General features: G+C 67.2%; 16 protein-coding genes and 2 riboswitches. Of the genes, 12 read left to right on the forward strand and 4 right to left on the reverse strand.

Annotated features, from left to right (window positions below; all coding sequences use genetic code 11):
* Positions 1-72: 72 nt before the first annotated feature.
* Complete coding sequence (locus tag A7X97_RS20030) at positions 73-684, forward strand: DUF6445 family protein (protein ID WP_061478148.1); 612 nt, start codon at positions 73-75, stop codon at positions 682-684.
* 71 nt (positions 685-755) lie between these two features.
* On the opposite strand, the gene A7X97_RS20035 is transcribed toward A7X97_RS20030, so the two are convergent.
* The gene (locus A7X97_RS20035) at positions 756-1,916 is read right to left on the reverse strand and encodes a serine hydrolase domain-containing protein (RefSeq protein WP_111008363.1); all 1,161 of its coding nucleotides are present in this window, start codon (positions 1,914-1,916) and stop codon (positions 756-758) included.
* A 68-nt stretch (positions 1,917-1,984) separates the two neighbouring features.
* Complete coding sequence (locus A7X97_RS20040; protein ID WP_069139652.1) at positions 1,985-2,908, reverse strand: aspartyl protease family protein; 924 nt, start codon at positions 2,906-2,908, stop codon at positions 1,985-1,987.
* A gap of 106 nt (positions 2,909-3,014) precedes the next feature.
* Between A7X97_RS20040 and A7X97_RS20045 the strand changes: the two genes are divergently transcribed.
* The 6 genes from A7X97_RS20045 to A7X97_RS20070 all read left to right on the forward strand — a co-directional run bounded on the left by A7X97_RS20045 (position 3,015) and on the right by A7X97_RS20070 (position 8,174).
* Positions 3,015-3,722 (forward strand): response regulator, encoded by a 708-nt coding sequence (locus A7X97_RS20045; RefSeq protein WP_065178812.1) that lies wholly within the window; start codon positions 3,015-3,017, stop codon positions 3,720-3,722.
* Between the two features lie 32 nt (positions 3,723-3,754).
* Positions 3,755-5,053, forward strand: coding sequence for a sensor histidine kinase (locus tag A7X97_RS20050; RefSeq protein WP_111008364.1), 1,299 nt, complete (start codon positions 3,755-3,757; stop codon positions 5,051-5,053).
* 71 nt (positions 5,054-5,124) lie between these two features.
* The gene (locus A7X97_RS20055) at positions 5,125-5,625 is read left to right on the forward strand and encodes a MarR family winged helix-turn-helix transcriptional regulator (RefSeq protein WP_072167274.1); all 501 of its coding nucleotides are present in this window, start codon (positions 5,125-5,127) and stop codon (positions 5,623-5,625) included.
* Complete coding sequence (locus A7X97_RS20060; protein ID WP_111008365.1) at positions 5,622-6,362, forward strand: DNA alkylation repair protein; 741 nt, start codon at positions 5,622-5,624, stop codon at positions 6,360-6,362. Before A7X97_RS20055 ends, A7X97_RS20060 begins: the two co-directional genes overlap by 4 nt.
* A 185-nt stretch (positions 6,363-6,547) precedes the next feature.
* Complete coding sequence (locus A7X97_RS20065) at positions 6,548-6,805, forward strand: hypothetical protein (RefSeq protein ID WP_005419663.1); 258 nt, start codon at positions 6,548-6,550, stop codon at positions 6,803-6,805.
* 295 nt (positions 6,806-7,100) lie between these two features.
* The gene (locus A7X97_RS20070) at positions 7,101-8,174 is read left to right on the forward strand and encodes a 3-deoxy-7-phosphoheptulonate synthase (protein WP_072167272.1); all 1,074 of its coding nucleotides are present in this window, start codon (positions 7,101-7,103) and stop codon (positions 8,172-8,174) included.
* A 206-nt stretch (positions 8,175-8,380) separates the two neighbouring features.
* Here the strand turns inward: A7X97_RS20070 and A7X97_RS20080 are convergent, their stop codons facing one another.
* Positions 8,381-8,998, reverse strand: coding sequence for a trimeric intracellular cation channel family protein (locus A7X97_RS20080; protein WP_072167270.1), 618 nt, complete (start codon positions 8,996-8,998; stop codon positions 8,381-8,383).
* Between the two features lie 84 nt (positions 8,999-9,082).
* Positions 9,083-9,186: riboswitch (glycine riboswitch) on the reverse strand.
* Positions 9,187-9,199: 13 nt separating this feature from the next.
* A riboswitch (glycine riboswitch) is annotated at positions 9,200-9,289 on the reverse strand.
* A gap of 40 nt (positions 9,290-9,329) precedes the next feature.
* Here A7X97_RS20080 and A7X97_RS20085 point away from each other — a divergent pair.
* The 3 genes from A7X97_RS20085 (at position 9,330) to A7X97_RS20095 (ending at position 10,625) form a co-directional block, all read left to right on the forward strand.
* Positions 9,330-9,593, forward strand: coding sequence for a GIY-YIG nuclease family protein (locus A7X97_RS20085; RefSeq protein WP_111008366.1), 264 nt, complete (start codon positions 9,330-9,332; stop codon positions 9,591-9,593).
* 144 nt (positions 9,594-9,737) lie between these two features.
* A complete protein-coding gene (locus A7X97_RS20090) occupies positions 9,738-10,169 on the forward strand; it encodes a nuclear transport factor 2 family protein (protein ID WP_111008367.1) in 432 nt (143 codons plus the stop codon).
* Between the two features lie 3 nt (positions 10,170-10,172).
* Positions 10,173-10,625: a hypothetical protein gene (locus tag A7X97_RS20095; protein ID WP_111008368.1), complete on the forward strand. Its 453-nt coding sequence runs from the start codon at positions 10,173-10,175 to the stop codon at positions 10,623-10,625.
* Between the two features lie 80 nt (positions 10,626-10,705).
* Here the strand turns inward: A7X97_RS20095 and A7X97_RS20100 are convergent, their stop codons facing one another.
* Positions 10,706-11,986 carry an NAD(P)/FAD-dependent oxidoreductase gene (locus tag A7X97_RS20100; protein ID WP_111008369.1) on the reverse strand — a complete coding sequence of 427 codons (1,281 nt, stop codon included), beginning with the start codon at positions 11,984-11,986 and terminating at the stop codon, positions 10,706-10,708.
* A 126-nt stretch (positions 11,987-12,112) separates the two neighbouring features.
* On the opposite strand from A7X97_RS20100, the gene A7X97_RS20105 reads away from it, so the two are divergent.
* Positions 12,113-12,892 carry an NYN domain-containing protein gene (locus tag A7X97_RS20105; RefSeq protein WP_049470953.1) on the forward strand — a complete coding sequence of 260 codons (780 nt, stop codon included), beginning with the start codon at positions 12,113-12,115 and terminating at the stop codon, positions 12,890-12,892.
* A 133-nt stretch (positions 12,893-13,025) separates the two neighbouring features.
* Positions 13,026-13,646, forward strand: a complete 621-nt coding sequence (locus A7X97_RS20110) for a glutathione S-transferase family protein (RefSeq protein ID WP_072167265.1) — start codon at positions 13,026-13,028, stop codon at positions 13,644-13,646.
* Positions 13,647-13,691: the final 45 nt, after the last annotated feature.

A 13,691-nucleotide genomic window follows, 5' to 3' on the forward strand; every position in this document is an offset into this window, starting at 1 on the left:
AACCCCGCCGCAAGGCGGGGTTTTTCGTTGCCCGGTTGCCGTCGCCGCAGTGCATCGCTACGCTCGGTAACCATGCCTACCTCGTTCATCGTCGTTGACGACTTCCTTTCTCCCGCCGATGCGCAGGGGTTGCGCCAGGCGGCACTGGGCCTGGACTATCCCGTCCAGGAGGGCGCATTCCCCGGCCGCAATTCACAGCAGCGGCTGGAGTTGGAGGGACTGTCCGGTGCGGTCTCGCGACTGGTCAACGAACCGCTGCGGCCGGTCAACCCGCTGCAGTCGCACGGCAAGTTCCGCCTTACCCTCGCCGGCGACATCGGCCGCGCCAAGGTACACGCCGACCACTCGCACTGGTCGGGCATTCTCTACCTGAGTGCACCGGAGCACTGCGAGGGCGGCACCGAGTTCTTCCGCCATCGCCGTACCGGCACCGAGCGCATGGCCCTGGACGCGGCGGAGCTGGCCGCATTGGGCTACGCCAACGGCGGCGACATGCATCGCGACATCATCGAGCGCGACAGCAACGACGACAGCCAGTGGGAAATGACCATGCGCATTCCGATGCGCTTCAACCGGCTGGTGCTGCTGCGGCCCTGGTTCTGGCACACCGCCGGGCCAGCGTTCGGTGATCGACCGGAGAATGGCCGGCTGGTATACCTGATGTTCTTCGAGCAGGCGCGTTGAAGAGTGCCATCCACGCTTGGCGTGGATGCTCCTCTCCCAGCCGCGTTCGCCATGCAGGCGTCATCGCACCCTCATTCGACGAATGCCTTCGCCGCACCATACTCCCACTGCCACGGCACGCCGGTATCGCCCAGTACGAATGCCACCAGTGCCGGGAACGCAGCTTCCGCCCGTACATCGTTGCCCAGAATCACCACGCAGCGTTTGTGCCGTTCGATGCACACCAGCGTGTTGCCGACCGCATCGTCGTGGCCGCCCTTGTAGAAACCTGCGCCCTGCGGGCCGCGGAACGTCACCACGCCCAGGCCCGCGGCAAGATCCTTGCGTTGCTGCGCCACGGGCAGCTCCGGCTGCAGCGTGGGGAACTGGCTGGCGGTGGTGATCGGCAGCTGCGGCCGCACCAGTTCCCTGCGCATTGCAGGCGACAGCCCATCGCCGCGGACATAGCCGGCGGCGAAGCGCGCCATGTCGGCGATGGTGGTATCCATCGAACCGGCCGCACGCACGCGGCTGCGTTCATCGTGCGGCTCGACCGTGCCTTCCGCTGTCCAGCCATCGGCCAGGTTGGCGGCGAAATCCTCACGCCACATCATGCTGGTGCGGACCATGCCGAAGCGGTCGAATACCTGCCGCTGCATCAATGCACCCACGTCCTGGCCCAGCCGTCCACGCTCGATCACGAACTGCAACAGGATCAGCCCTTCGCCGGAATACCCATAACGACTGCCCGGATCGAAGTGGAACTTCAGGCGGCCATCCGGTTCGAGAAAGCCGAAGTTGGCGAAGCCACTGGAATGGTTGAGCAGCAGGCGCGGGGTGAGCTGGCGCCAGCGCGCATCATCGGCCAGTACGCTGTAGTCGGCGTACTTCTTCGGCTCTGGCGGGTAGTCCGGCAGCGGCTTGTCCAGCGCCGTGGCGATGCTGGCGTCCAGCTCGATCCGCGCGTCCTGGGCAAGCTGTGCGACCAGGTGGCCGAACGCCATCTTGGTCAGCGAGGCGGCGTACATCACGGTATCGGTGCGCAGTGGCTCGCCTGCGGCGTTGCGTTCGCCGTAGGCGGCCACGTGTACCACCTTGCCGCCATCGATCACCGCCAGCGCCATCCCGCGCGCATGCGCCGCCTGCATCAGCCGCTGTGCTTCGGCATCGATGCGCGCGGGCGAGGGTAGCGGCGGCGCGGCCAGCACGGCCGGCGGGAGCAGCGTCAGCAACAGCAGGACAGCACGGCGCATGCGTGGAACTCCTGGCGGGACGTGGCGCGATGCTACGCCTGCCAGCTCCCGCCGTCATGCGCCGGATGTCAGCCGGGTCGGCGCAGGCAGATCCGCGCGGCACCCGCACCGATGTCCACCTGGCCACCGCGCATCGCGTCGGCACCGAGGATCAAGGCCGGTCGCGCCTCCAGGCCGATCGCCCTGAACACCGGCAGTTCGCTGATCCGGACCTCCATCGGCGGGTGCTGCCAGTTGCCGCCGGTCATGCCGGGCAGGGTGTACAGCCAGGTTGCCTGCGCACCGCCACCCAGCCCCTCGGTGCCCTCTTCACGTGCACGCACCCGAGCATCGCTGCCGTCAGTGCGCAGGCCCAGTGCGCGGGCTGCTTCGGCGTTGAGGACGGTCTGCGCGGCACCGGTGTCGACCACGGCGATGGCGTCCACGCCGGGCGTACCCAAGGCAAGCGTGATGAAGCCGAACTGGCGCAGGCCGTCATCGCGGCCGGGCAGCGCATTGGGTTGGCAACCCGGCCCTTCCAGGTCCAAGCCGCCGGGTGTCCACAGCGCCAGTTGATTGCGGCCGAAGTCCCAACGGGTGTCCCAGCGCCCGGTCAGGTCGTTGCCGATCAAGCCGTCAATGGCCGGATCATCGCCCTTCGCCAGCGATGACAGGTCGACCTGCATGCCGCTGGCCTTCAATTGCCAGCTGCCCAGCTGCCACGCTGTGCTGCGCATGCGCTGCAACTGCGCCGCCTTCGCGCTCGCGCCCTGGGCCTGCGACACTGCCGCTTCCGCATCCTGCAAACCGTAGCGCCGCACTACGCGTGCATCGACCAGGGTTGCCCCGGCGGCACTGTCGACCACGAAGCGCAGCGGCTCTGAACGCCCGTCCAGCGAGACGGCCACTGCCGGATGACCGCCCTGCATCCACATCGGCAGGACGTGCTCGGCGGCATCGGAGGCGAGCGCCGGCAAGGGGATGGCGAACAGGGGCAGCAGGAACAGGCGCAAGGGGAGACTCCGCAGTGATCGTGGGCGGCCATTGGCGCGCAGCGGCGTATCACCGCGATATCGGCATTGATACCGTCCTGATACACAGGTGCGGGATACTGAGGCAATGAACACTCCCATCCGCGTCATCGTCGTCGATGACGATGCCAGCATTCGTGACGCCATCGCCGACCACCTGCTGCTGCACGGCTACCAGGTGCGTGTGGCGGCGGATGCAACGGCGCTGGACGTGTTGCTGCAGGTTGAACGTCCTGACCTGATCATCCTCGACTGGATGATGCCCGGTGAGGATGGCCTGTCGGTATGCCGCCGGCTGCAGGCGCGGGCGATCCCGATCCTGATGCTGTCGGCGATGGGGGCCGCGCCGGATCGCGTGATCGGCCTGGAGATGGGCGCGGACGACTACCTGGCCAAGCCGTTTGACCCGCGCGAGCTGTTGGCGCGGGTACGCGCGCTGATGCGCAGGCAGGACAAGCTGCGCGCACAGGTGGCCAGCGAGCTGCGGTTTGATGGCTGGCGATTGCTGCCTGACCAGCGTCGCCTGTTCGCGCCGGATGGCGCCGAACTGGTGCTGAGCCGCGGTGAATTCTCCCTGCTGCTGGCACTGGCTGAACGTCCCGGGCGGGTGCTGGCGCGCGAACAGCTGCTGCAGTTGAGTCGCGGAGAAGCCAGCGACAGCGTGGACCGTGCCGTCGATCTTGCGATCAGCCGCCTGCGCCGCAAGCTCGGGCAGGCCGCGTCCGGCGCTGAAGCCCTTGTGCAGACACTGCGTGGCGAAGGGTACCGCTTCAACGCGGAGGTAGGGGTGTTGTGAGCAGCCGGTGGTCAACCACCCGCTGGATCGCGATGCTGGCCTTGGCCAGCCTGCTGCTGGCAACCCTGGTCAGCGTGGCGGTAGTGGGGTGGATGCCCCGGCCCGCGCCGCCACCGATGCGGCTGGACCATGCGATGCAGGTGCTGCGTGGGGAACAGGCGCCGGCGCCACTGGGATTGCATATGTCGACGCAGGACGCGCCACCCCGGGGCAGCGCCAGTGACTGGCTCACCCAGTTGGTGGCGCTGCAGATGGACCTGCCGGCCAGAAATGTACGCCTGGTGTGGACGGGGCAGGGCAGGGCGCCCGATGTGCAGGTCATCGAGGGTGGCGCGGTACTGGACGCCTCCGCTCGTGCTGGCGTGCTGAAATCGCAGGCCGCGTTGCTGACCGCCATGCAGTGGCCGCCGTTCGAACTGGGGATGCGGCAAGCCGATGGCCGATGGCGGGTGGTCGGCAGCGACCACAGTGACCTGGCGGCCTGGCGCCGCCAGGTGATGCTCGCCCTGCTGGGCGGTGCGATCCTGCTGGCCCCTCTGGCGGCGTGGGCGTCGATCCGGTTGGGGCGCCCGCTGCGACGCCTGGCTGAAGCCAGCGCACGGGTCGACCTGCAGGCCGAAACGCCATTGCCTGATGACGGTCCACGCGAAGTGCAGGTACTGGCCACAGCGATCAGCACCGGTCGCGAACGTCTGCGCGCCCAGGCACGGGACATGACGCATATGCTGGCGGCCGTGGCGCATGACCTGCGCACGCCCTTGACCGGCCTGCGCCTGCGCGCGGAGTTCGCTCCCGCGCCACAGGCCGCCAGGATGGTGGCAGACATCGAGCGCATGGATACGATGATCGAGCAGGTGCTCGACTACGCACGCGGTGAGCTGCAGCCGTTGCAGATGCGGATGCTGGATCTTTCAGCGCTGCTGGAGGACTGCGTGCAGGCGGCGCTGCTGCGCGGGGTCGACATTTCCCTTCAGGGCCCGGATACGTTGCCGTGGCATGGCGATGCGCTGCTGCTCCGGCGCGCGGTCGACAATCTCATCGACAACGCCGAGCGCTACGCGGGCGCCGTGGAGCTGTGGGTCGCCACGGCGGGTGATGGAGTGCAGCTGGACGTGATGGACCGCGGCCCTGGCATCGCCGAGATCGATCGCGCACGCCTGCTGCAACCGTTCCAGCGCAGCGAGGGCTCGCGTAGCCGCGCCACCGGGGGCGCCGGACTTGGACTGGCCGTGGCTGCCAACGTGGCGAAGCGCCACGCGGGCGAACTTCAGCTGTTGCACCGCGAGGGCGGGGGGCTGATCGCGCGGCTGCTGCTGGGACGCACTTCCTGAGTCAACTCCGATTTGCTTCCACTGGCCACCCCTCCATATGATTAGGCGCCTAATCATGAAGTGAGGAAAGGATGATCGAAGCCAAGCATCAGGCGTTGCTGGAGGAAGCGCAGCGGCGCGGCCACGCCAACATCGCGCAGCTGCGCCTGTGCTTCCAGCTGCTCTCGTTGTCCTCGTCGATCGATCGCGACTGCGCTGCACGGTTGGCACCGCACGGGCTCAGCGAGGGTCGCTTCATCGTGCTGTTCCTGCTGCACGGGGCCGGCGGCGCACTGGCGCCGCACGCGCTGGCCGAGCGCGCTGGCGTGACCCGGGCCACCATCAGCGGCCTGCTCGATGGCCTGCAGCGCGAAGGCCTGCTGCAGCGTCGCAGCGATGACGAGGATGGCCGTCGTCTGCAGATCGTGTTGACCGCACCGGGCAAGCGTTTGGCCGAGTCGCTGTTCGAGCGGCACACTCAATGGATCAGCGGCCTGTTCAACGGCCTGGATGCTGATGAACGGCAGCAGCTGTCACAACTGCTGCACAAGGTCTGGCAGCACACGGACACCGGGCGGGAAGCCGCCGCATGAGCACGCCCATTCCCGCGGAACGGCTGCGTGCACTCAACAGCGGTGGTGCCGCTGCCACGCATCTGGCCGAATGCCTGGCAGTGGATTTCGCCGCGCTGTTGCAGGGGGTGGCACCTGTGCTCGAGCCGGAAGCGCTGCAACGTATGCGCGACGCCTCCGGCAAGGGCATCACCCAGCGCATGGCGCTGGCGGCGCGGTTGCTGCACGAAGCCGGCCAGGGTGATCCCGCGCACTGGCAGGCACACGCATCAGACACCGTGCGTGGCTGGGCCTGCTACCTGATTGGCAGCGATGCCGGCGCGGCGCTGCCGGCCAAGCTGCGGGCGATGCGTCCGCTGGCTGACGACCCGCACTTCGGCGTGCGCGAATGGGCATGGCTGGCGCTGCGCAGCGACATCGTTGCCGCACCGTTGCAGGCGCTTGAGTACCTGCAGGTGTGGACGCAGGAAGCATCGCCTTACCTGCGCCGCTTCGCCTGCGAAGCGCTGCGCCCACGAGGCGTGTGGTCCACGCATATCGCGCTGTTCAAGCAGCATCCAGAACTCGCGTTGCCGATGCTGGAAGCAATGGCCAACGACCCGGAGCGCTACGTGCAGGACTCGGTCGGGAACTGGCTCAACGATGCCGGCAAGACTCAACCGCAGTGGCTGCGTGAGCTGTGCGCACGATGGCAACAGCAGCACCCTGGCGATGCCAATGCCAACATCCGCAAACGCGCCATGCGCTCGTTGCGGTAGTGCCGGCCGCTGGCCGGCAACCTCATCAACCTCAAGGAAGGCCTTCCATGTCCTACACCCTCATCGAGCTCTACACCGCTCTGGCCACCTTGTAACAGCGCCTCCGGAGGCGCACGGCACATGCGTCTGTCACCCGGACGCGGTAAACAGGACATTGCCCATGTCCATCCGCAGGGAAGTTGATCATGCAGAGCACGCTCCAGGTAACGCTGTACGGCCCGCAGGGCGATACGCCGGCACTGCAGCTGCCGCAGATGGAAGGGCCCTCGGTGGCCATCCCGGAAGCGGTACTGCGCCGGCTGGTGTCCGATCTCTACACCACCCGTTCCCTGCTCAATCCCGAGCAGCTGGACGAGGCCCGGCAGGAGCTGGACCGCGTGCTGGAGCGCTGGGCCGACATCCACGAAGGCCTGCTGCTGGACGTGGAAGTGCATGGCAGATGAGCGACCTTGCACGGCGGCCACCGCGTGGGCTGCGCGGTCAGGCGCATCACTGAACCGCGCGCCCAGTTGCGGATGAAACATTTTGCACTGCGCAAAAGCTGTGCTATCAATAGATCCCATGAACGCAGCCGCCACCCGCTTTTACTGGTATTACTTTCCGAAGCCACTGGCGGAGGAAGGACTGCGCTCACCCTGAAGAAAGCTTCAGACGCATTCCCGAAAGCCGCCAGCGAACCTGGCGGCTTTTTTCATGCCGCCACGCTGGGGACCCCCAACGTTCCGGAGATCTCCTGCAATGCCCCCGCACACCGACGACCTGCGTATCCGCACCATCGAACCGCTGACACCGCCCGCCCAGCTGCTGGCGATGCTGCCCTGTGACGATGAGGCTTCCGACACCGTCAGCGCCTCGCGCGCGGCCCTGCACCAGATCCTGCACGGCCGTGACGACCGCCTGGCGGTGGTGGTGGGCCCGTGCTCGATCCACGACCCGAAGGCCGCCATCGAGTACGCCCAGCGCCTGAAGCCGCTGCGCGACGCGCTGGCTGGCGAGCTGGAAATCGTCATGCGCGTGTACTTCGAGAAGCCGCGCACCACGGTGGGCTGGAAGGGCCTGATCAACGACCCGGACCTGGACGGCAGCTTCAGGATCGACAAGGGCCTGCGCGTCGCCCGTGGCCTCCTGCGCGACATCAACAAGCTCGGCCTGCCGGCCGGTGTTGAATTCCTCGATGTGATCTCGCCGCAGTACATCGCCGACCTGGTGGCATGGGGCGCGATCGGCGCACGCACCACCGAAAGCCAGGTGCATCGCGAGCTGGCTTCGGGGCTGTCGTGCCCCGTCGGCTTCAAGAACGGCACCGATGGCAACGTGAAGATCGCCGCCGACGCGGTGGGTGCGGCATCCAACCCGCATCATTTCCTGTCGGTCACCAAGCAGGGTGGCACTGCCATCGTGTCGACCACCGGCAACCCGGATTGCCATGTGATCCTGCGCGGTGGCAAGCAACCGAACTACGACGCTGGCAGCGTGGCTGAGGCCTGCCAGGTGCTGGCCAAGGCCAAGCTGCCGGCGCGCCTGATGATCGATGCCAGCCATGCCAACAGCCTGAAGAACCCCGAGAACCAGCCGAAGGTGATCGACGACATCGCCGCTCAGATGGAAGACGGCGAACAGCGCATCGTGGGCGTGATGATCGAGAGCCATCTGGTCGGGGGCCGCCAGGAACTGGTGGAAGGCCAGCCGCTGGTCTACGGGCAGAGTATCACCGATGGCTGCATCGACTGGGACACCACCGTGACCGTGCTGGAGCGACTGGCTGCGGCCGTGCGTGCCCGTCGTGAAGTGAAGGTGTCCGAAGCGGCGTGAATGAAGCCGCCTGATGGCGGCACGTGTGTGGATGGCGGCCAGCGCCTGCGGGGGTGCGGCCGCGATCAGGGCCGGCCGGAGTTGGAGACCGGCCCATCTGCACCGGCGATGCGCCTGGCGCTGCGCATGAGCGACAGCGCCAGGTACATCGCCGGGGTGGTGCAGTCGATCCGCGCCCAGCATGGAACCCCAGGCGAACGCGAACCTCAATGCACTTCGTCGTGGTACACGAACTTCGGCATTTCCCAGCGGTAGTGGATCGCCATCAGGCGCAGCGCGAAGCCGCCGCCGAGGCAGCACAGGATCGCGGTGGCGTCGGCCACGCCCCACTGCAGCAGCAACAGATACGCCGCGCCGGTCAGCAGCGCGATGATCGCGTACAGCTCCTTCTGGAAGATCAGCGGCACCTCGTTGCAGAGGATGTCGCGCAGCACGCCGCCGAACGCCCCGGTCAGCATGCCGGCGATCAGCACGATCGGCATCGCATGGCCGGCTTCGCGCGCGATCGAGCAGCCGATCAGGGTGAAGGCGATCAGGCCCAGTCCGTCGAGTACCAGGAAGGTGCGGCGGAAGTGGTGCATCCAGCGTGCCACCCAAGTGGCGATCAGCGCCGCGCATACGGTGAACCCCAGGTACTCGGGATGCTTCACCCAGCCCAGCGGGTAGTGGCCGAGCAGGATGTCGCGCAGTGATCCACCACCGAGGGCAGTGACACAGGCGATCATGACCACACCGAACAGGTCCATGCGGCGGCGGCCGGCAGACAGTGCACCGGTCATGGCTTCGGCGGAAATGGCAATCAGGTAGATGATGGACAGCAGCATGGAACAGGCTCCGGGCGCGGTGGGGCCGGCCATGCGCAACTGCCACCACTGCCTGCGCAATGACGGGATGACGATGACCGGTGCCGCTCCCGCTGTCCTTTTGCCTGAGAGTTCAGCGGCGTTGGCCGCGTGCCCCTTCGGCGGATCGTCCCGGGCATGCCCGGTGACCTCTCTCCAGCTCGGCGAGTCGAATGCATGGTTGGTGGGATTCCAGCCCACCGGCCTGAGCGATCATGGGAGCCTGCGCCTTCGGCGGGCGCCAGCGCGGCGCCTCTCTCCTGCATTCGGGCGCCAGTATATCCGCTGCAGTGCAGCACGGCATAATCCAGGCATGGCCCCTTCCGCCCGCCCGTGGTTCCTGTACCTGCTCGAATGCCGCGATGGCAGCTATTACGCCGGCATCAGCACCGACGTGGACGCGCGTTTCGCCGCCCACCAGGCCGGCAAGGGCGCGCGCTACACCCGGGCCCGGCCACCGCTGCGCGTGCTGGCCGTGCGCGAATACCCGGACCGGGCCGCCGCCTCACGCGCCGAGTGGCAACTCAAGCAGCAGCCCCGCGAACGCAAGCTGGCCTGGCTGCAGGCGCTCTTGTAGAGCCGAGCCCACGCTCGGCTGTTGTTGCTGCTGCCTGATGGTGAAGCCGAGCATGGGCTCGGCTCTACAGTAGATCCACGCCGTGCGTGGATGGGCTACCCGGCCCATGCGATGATCGCCCCGCGCCCAGAGCTGGAGACCCGGATGTCGACGATCGCCCTGCTGTTCGCTCTTTCCGCAGCAACGAGCCCTGCCGCCGACCCGGCCACCCTCGCGGCCATCGAAGCCACCTGCCATGACTACGTCTATGGCCAGCTGGAGGCGGACCCACAGCGCGTCGCCCGTTCCCTGCACCCGGACCTGGCCAAGCGCGCTGTGCTCGGCGATACACCCGACGAACGCCTGGGCCTGCGCCGGATGTCGAAGGAAGAACTGGTCTTGCTGACGAAGCAGGGCGCGTTGAAGACCCCGAAGGATCAATGGGATCGTCTCTGCACGGTGCTGGACGTGACCGGCAACGCGGCCTCGGTGCGGCTGGAGACCCCCTGGTTCGTCGATTACTTCCACATGGGGCGCTTCGACCAGCGCTGGGTCATCGTCAACGCGTTGTGGTATCCAAAGCCGAAGGCACAGTGAGCGATGCGTGCCGCCGGCAAAGCATGGATCTCCGTCGTCGTGCTGGTCGCCGGCATCGCGCTGCTGCCTGGCCTGCTGTACCTGCTCGGGCTGGCATTGGCAGGCGGTCGGCCGAAGCCGGCCGACCGTGCGCCCAGTGGTGTGGCTGCGTGTAGCAGCGAGCCACGGGCGGGATACCAGCCGATGAACCCCTGGCGCTTTACCGCCCAGTTCTTCGACAAGGACGCGATGAAGAAGGTGCCTGAAGTGGAGCGGGAGGCCTTCTGGATTGCCCGGCGCTACCTGTGGCGGCAACCGCAGCGCGGCATGCTGCGCTGGCATCTCAGCAGTACCGCACTGACGATCTGGATCACCCGGCATTGGAGTGCCGCGCAGATTGCCGACACCGCGAGGAAGGAGGACTTCTGCCGGACCTGGTCGAAACGGCGGGTGTCCGGTGGCCCGATGAACCAGTAGATCCACGCCATGCGTGGAGGGTGTTGACGAGGTCAGAGCCCTTTCCTGCGGAAAGGGATCCGACCCCGTTGCGTGCAGCCCTACCGCCTTGGCCGCCGGTCGTCGCGGTCATCACCGAAGATGATGCGCGCACTGCGCTGGTAGCTCCAGTACGCGACCGCCCAGTTCAGCAGCACCACGATGCGGTTGCGGAAGCCGATCAGGAAGAACACATGCGCGGCCAGCCAGAACCACCACGCCAGCACACCCGACAACTGCAGGCGGCCCAGGTGCACGATCGCGGCCATGCGGCCGATGGTGGCGAGGTTGCCGTAGTCGGCGTACTTGAACGGACCGGGCTCGGGCTTGCCGTGCAGCCGTGCGCGGATCACCTCGGCCACGTATTTGCCCATCTGCTTGGCGGCCGGTGCCACACCGGGAACCGGCTTGCCGTCGGCCTGGCTCAGTGCGGCCAGGTCGCCGGCCACGAACAGCTCCGGGTGATCGGGCAGGGTCAGGTCCGGTTGCACCGGCACGCGTCCGGCGCGGTCCAGTGGCACGTCCAGCGTGCGCGCCAGCGGTGAAGCGGCCACGCCGGCGGCCCAGACCACGGTGCGCGCCGGTACGAACTGTTCGCCGAGCTTGAAGCCCTGGCTGTCGATGTCGCTCACCGGGGTTCCGGTCAGCACTTCCACGCCCAGCTTTTCCAGTTGGCGGCGCGCCTTCAGCGAAAGCACATCCGGGAACGAGGACAGCACGCGCGGCCCAGCCTCGACCAGCCGCACCCTGGCGCTGGCCGGGTCGATGTGGCGGAATTCGTTGCGCAGCGTGTGGCGCGCGATCTCGGCCAGGGTGCCGGCCAGTTCGACACCGGTGGGACCACCACCGACGATGGCGAAACTCAGCCACGCCGCCTTCTTCGCCGGATCCGGTTCAGCCTCGGCGCGTTCGAACGCCAGCAGCAGCTTGCGGCGCAGCGCGATGGCATCGTCCAGCGTCTTCAGGCCGGGCGCATCATCGGCCCACTGATCGTTGCCGAAGTAGGCGTGGGTGGCGCCGGTGGCCAGCAGCAGGCTGTCGTAGTCCAGCGTGCTGCCATCGGCCATGCGGATCTGCCGCGCCTGCTTGTCGATGGCCACCACTTCGCCGAGGCGGACTTCCACATTGCGCTGGTGGCCGAGGATGTGGCGCAGCGGTGCGGCGATATCCGGCGCGGACAGGCCGGCGGTAGCCACCTGGTACAGCAGCGGCTGGAACAGGTGATGGTTGCGGCGATCGACCAGGGTGATGCGTATGCGCTCGCGGGCCAGGGCACGGGTGGCCCAGAGACCGGCAAAACCGCCGCCGACAACGACCAGGTGGGGAACGCGTTCGCGACTCATCGACTCACTCCAGTGGGGGGGGCATCGGGGGAAGCGCCTGGCATCTTCGCATGGCGGCCACCTGTCACGTCAGCGCCTGCCCGGATCGGCGATACTCGGGTTCAGGCAACGGCCCGTGAGGAGCCCATGAGCGAACCGGAAAAGCGCATCGCCCTGTTGATCGACGCCGACAATGCGCCGGCCTCGAAGATCGACGAGGTCCTGGCGGAAGTCGCCCGCTACGGCGTGGCCAACGTGCGCCGTGCCTACGGCAACTGGAAGAGCCCGCGACTGAAGGGGTGGGAAGCGGTGCTGCATGAGTATGCGATCCGGCCGATCCAGCAGTTCGCCTACAGCAAGGGCAAGAACGCTTCGGACATGGCGATGGTGATCGATGCCATGGATCTGCTGTACGCGCGCAACCTTGATGGCTTCGCCATCGTCTCCAGCGATGCGGACTTCACCCCGATGGTGATGCGCCTGCTGACCGATGGCGTGAAGGTATATGGCTTCGGCGAGAAGAAGACGCCCGAGCCATTCGTCAATGCGTGCTCGAAGTTCACCTACCTGGAGGCACTGGGCCAGACCCATGCCAGCGTGCCGGATGCCGAACAGGCGTCCAGCGAGCAGGCCTCGAACGAGCCGGTGGCCAACGACGATGCGCGTCCGCGCAAGAGCGGTGCGGAAATGCGCAGTGACACCCGGCTGGTGAAGATGCTGCGCCGTGCGGTGTCCGCGGCCGAGGGTGAGGATGGCTGGTCGCACCTCGGCCCGGTCGGCAGCCAGATCGGCAACCAGGCTTCGTTCGATCCGCGCAACTATGGCTACGGCAAGCTCAGCGACCTGCTGGCGGCGATCGGCCTGTTCGAGCTGAAGAAGGATGGCAAGTCCTCCTACGTGCGCGCGCTGCCAAAAAAGAACCGGTAGTGCCGGCAAAAGAACCGGTAGTGCCGGCCGCTGGCCGGCATGCTACAGACGCAAGATCCCGCATCCGGCACGCACACACCCGTAACGATCAGGCGTATCGTTGCCGCTCGCATTGCCAGCAAAGGAAACCCGCATGTTGAAGATCTGGGGCCGCCGCAATTCCAGCAACGTCCGCAAGGTGCTGTGGTGTGCTGAGGAAATCGGCCTGCCGTACGAATCCATCGAGGTCGGTGGCAGCCACGGCGGCACGCAGACGCCGGAGTACCAGGCGATGAATCCCAACGGCCTGGTGCCGGTGATCGAAGACCACGGCCTGCCGCTGTGGGAATCGAACGCCATCGTGCGCTACCTGAGCGCCCGCTACGCGCTGGGCACCCTGTACGCCGAGGACCCGATGGAACGCGCCCAGGCCGAGAAGTGGATGGACTGGAGCACTTCGCGGATGGCGCCGCTGTACAGCGACCTGGTCTGGGGCATCATGCGCACCGCGCCGGCCGACCGCGACGAAGCGCGGATCAATGCCGCCATCGTGCGCGCCGGTGACTACCTGGCGATGGCCGACGCCACCCTGGCCAGGCAGCCGTGGCTGTCGGGCGAGACGTTCGCGATGGGCGACATCCCGCTGGGCTCGCTGGTCTATGCCTGGTTCGAACTGCCGATCCAGCGACCGGAGCTTCCGCACCTGGCGGATTGGTATGCGCGCCTGCGCGAGCGGCCGGCCTACCAGCGCGGCGTGATGTCGCCGCTGACGTAAGCACTGCCCGGTACTGAAACGCAGCCGAGCACGGCTCGGCTCTAA

The sequence above is a fragment of the Stenotrophomonas sepilia genome (assembly GCF_003244875.1).
Classification (GTDB): Bacteria; Pseudomonadota; Gammaproteobacteria; order Xanthomonadales; family Xanthomonadaceae; genus Stenotrophomonas; species Stenotrophomonas sepilia.

Coding starts and splice junctions, on each gene's coding strand:
- A7X97_RS20030 (WP_061478148.1), top strand. CDS start 73: ATGCCTACCTCGTTCATCGTCGTTGACGACTTCCTTTCTCCCGCCGAT.
- A7X97_RS20085 (WP_111008366.1), top strand. CDS start 9,330: ATGGCCCCTTCCGCCCGCCCGTGGTTCCTGTACCTGCTCGAATGCCGC.
- A7X97_RS20035 (WP_111008363.1), bottom strand. CDS start 1,916: ATGCGCCGTGCTGTCCTGCTGTTGCTGACGCTGCTCCCGCCGGCCGTG.
- A7X97_RS20055 (WP_072167274.1), top strand. CDS start 5,125: ATGATCGAAGCCAAGCATCAGGCGTTGCTGGAGGAAGCGCAGCGGCGC.
- A7X97_RS20060 (WP_111008365.1), top strand. CDS start 5,622: ATGAGCACGCCCATTCCCGCGGAACGGCTGCGTGCACTCAACAGCGGT.
- A7X97_RS20050 (WP_111008364.1), top strand. CDS start 3,755: ATGCTGGCCTTGGCCAGCCTGCTGCTGGCAACCCTGGTCAGCGTGGCG.
- A7X97_RS20070 (WP_072167272.1), top strand. CDS start 7,101: ATGCCCCCGCACACCGACGACCTGCGTATCCGCACCATCGAACCGCTG.
- A7X97_RS20100 (WP_111008369.1), bottom strand. CDS start 11,986: ATGAGTCGCGAACGCGTTCCCCACCTGGTCGTTGTCGGCGGCGGTTTT.
- A7X97_RS20090 (WP_111008367.1), top strand. CDS start 9,738: ATGTCGACGATCGCCCTGCTGTTCGCTCTTTCCGCAGCAACGAGCCCT.
- A7X97_RS20080 (WP_072167270.1), bottom strand. CDS start 8,998: ATGCTGCTGTCCATCATCTACCTGATTGCCATTTCCGCCGAAGCCATG.
- A7X97_RS20095 (WP_111008368.1), top strand. CDS start 10,173: ATGCGTGCCGCCGGCAAAGCATGGATCTCCGTCGTCGTGCTGGTCGCC.
- A7X97_RS20065 (WP_005419663.1), top strand. CDS start 6,548: ATGCAGAGCACGCTCCAGGTAACGCTGTACGGCCCGCAGGGCGATACG.
- A7X97_RS20110 (WP_072167265.1), top strand. CDS start 13,026: ATGTTGAAGATCTGGGGCCGCCGCAATTCCAGCAACGTCCGCAAGGTG.
- A7X97_RS20045 (WP_065178812.1), top strand. CDS start 3,015: ATGAACACTCCCATCCGCGTCATCGTCGTCGATGACGATGCCAGCATT.
- A7X97_RS20105 (WP_049470953.1), top strand. CDS start 12,113: ATGAGCGAACCGGAAAAGCGCATCGCCCTGTTGATCGACGCCGACAAT.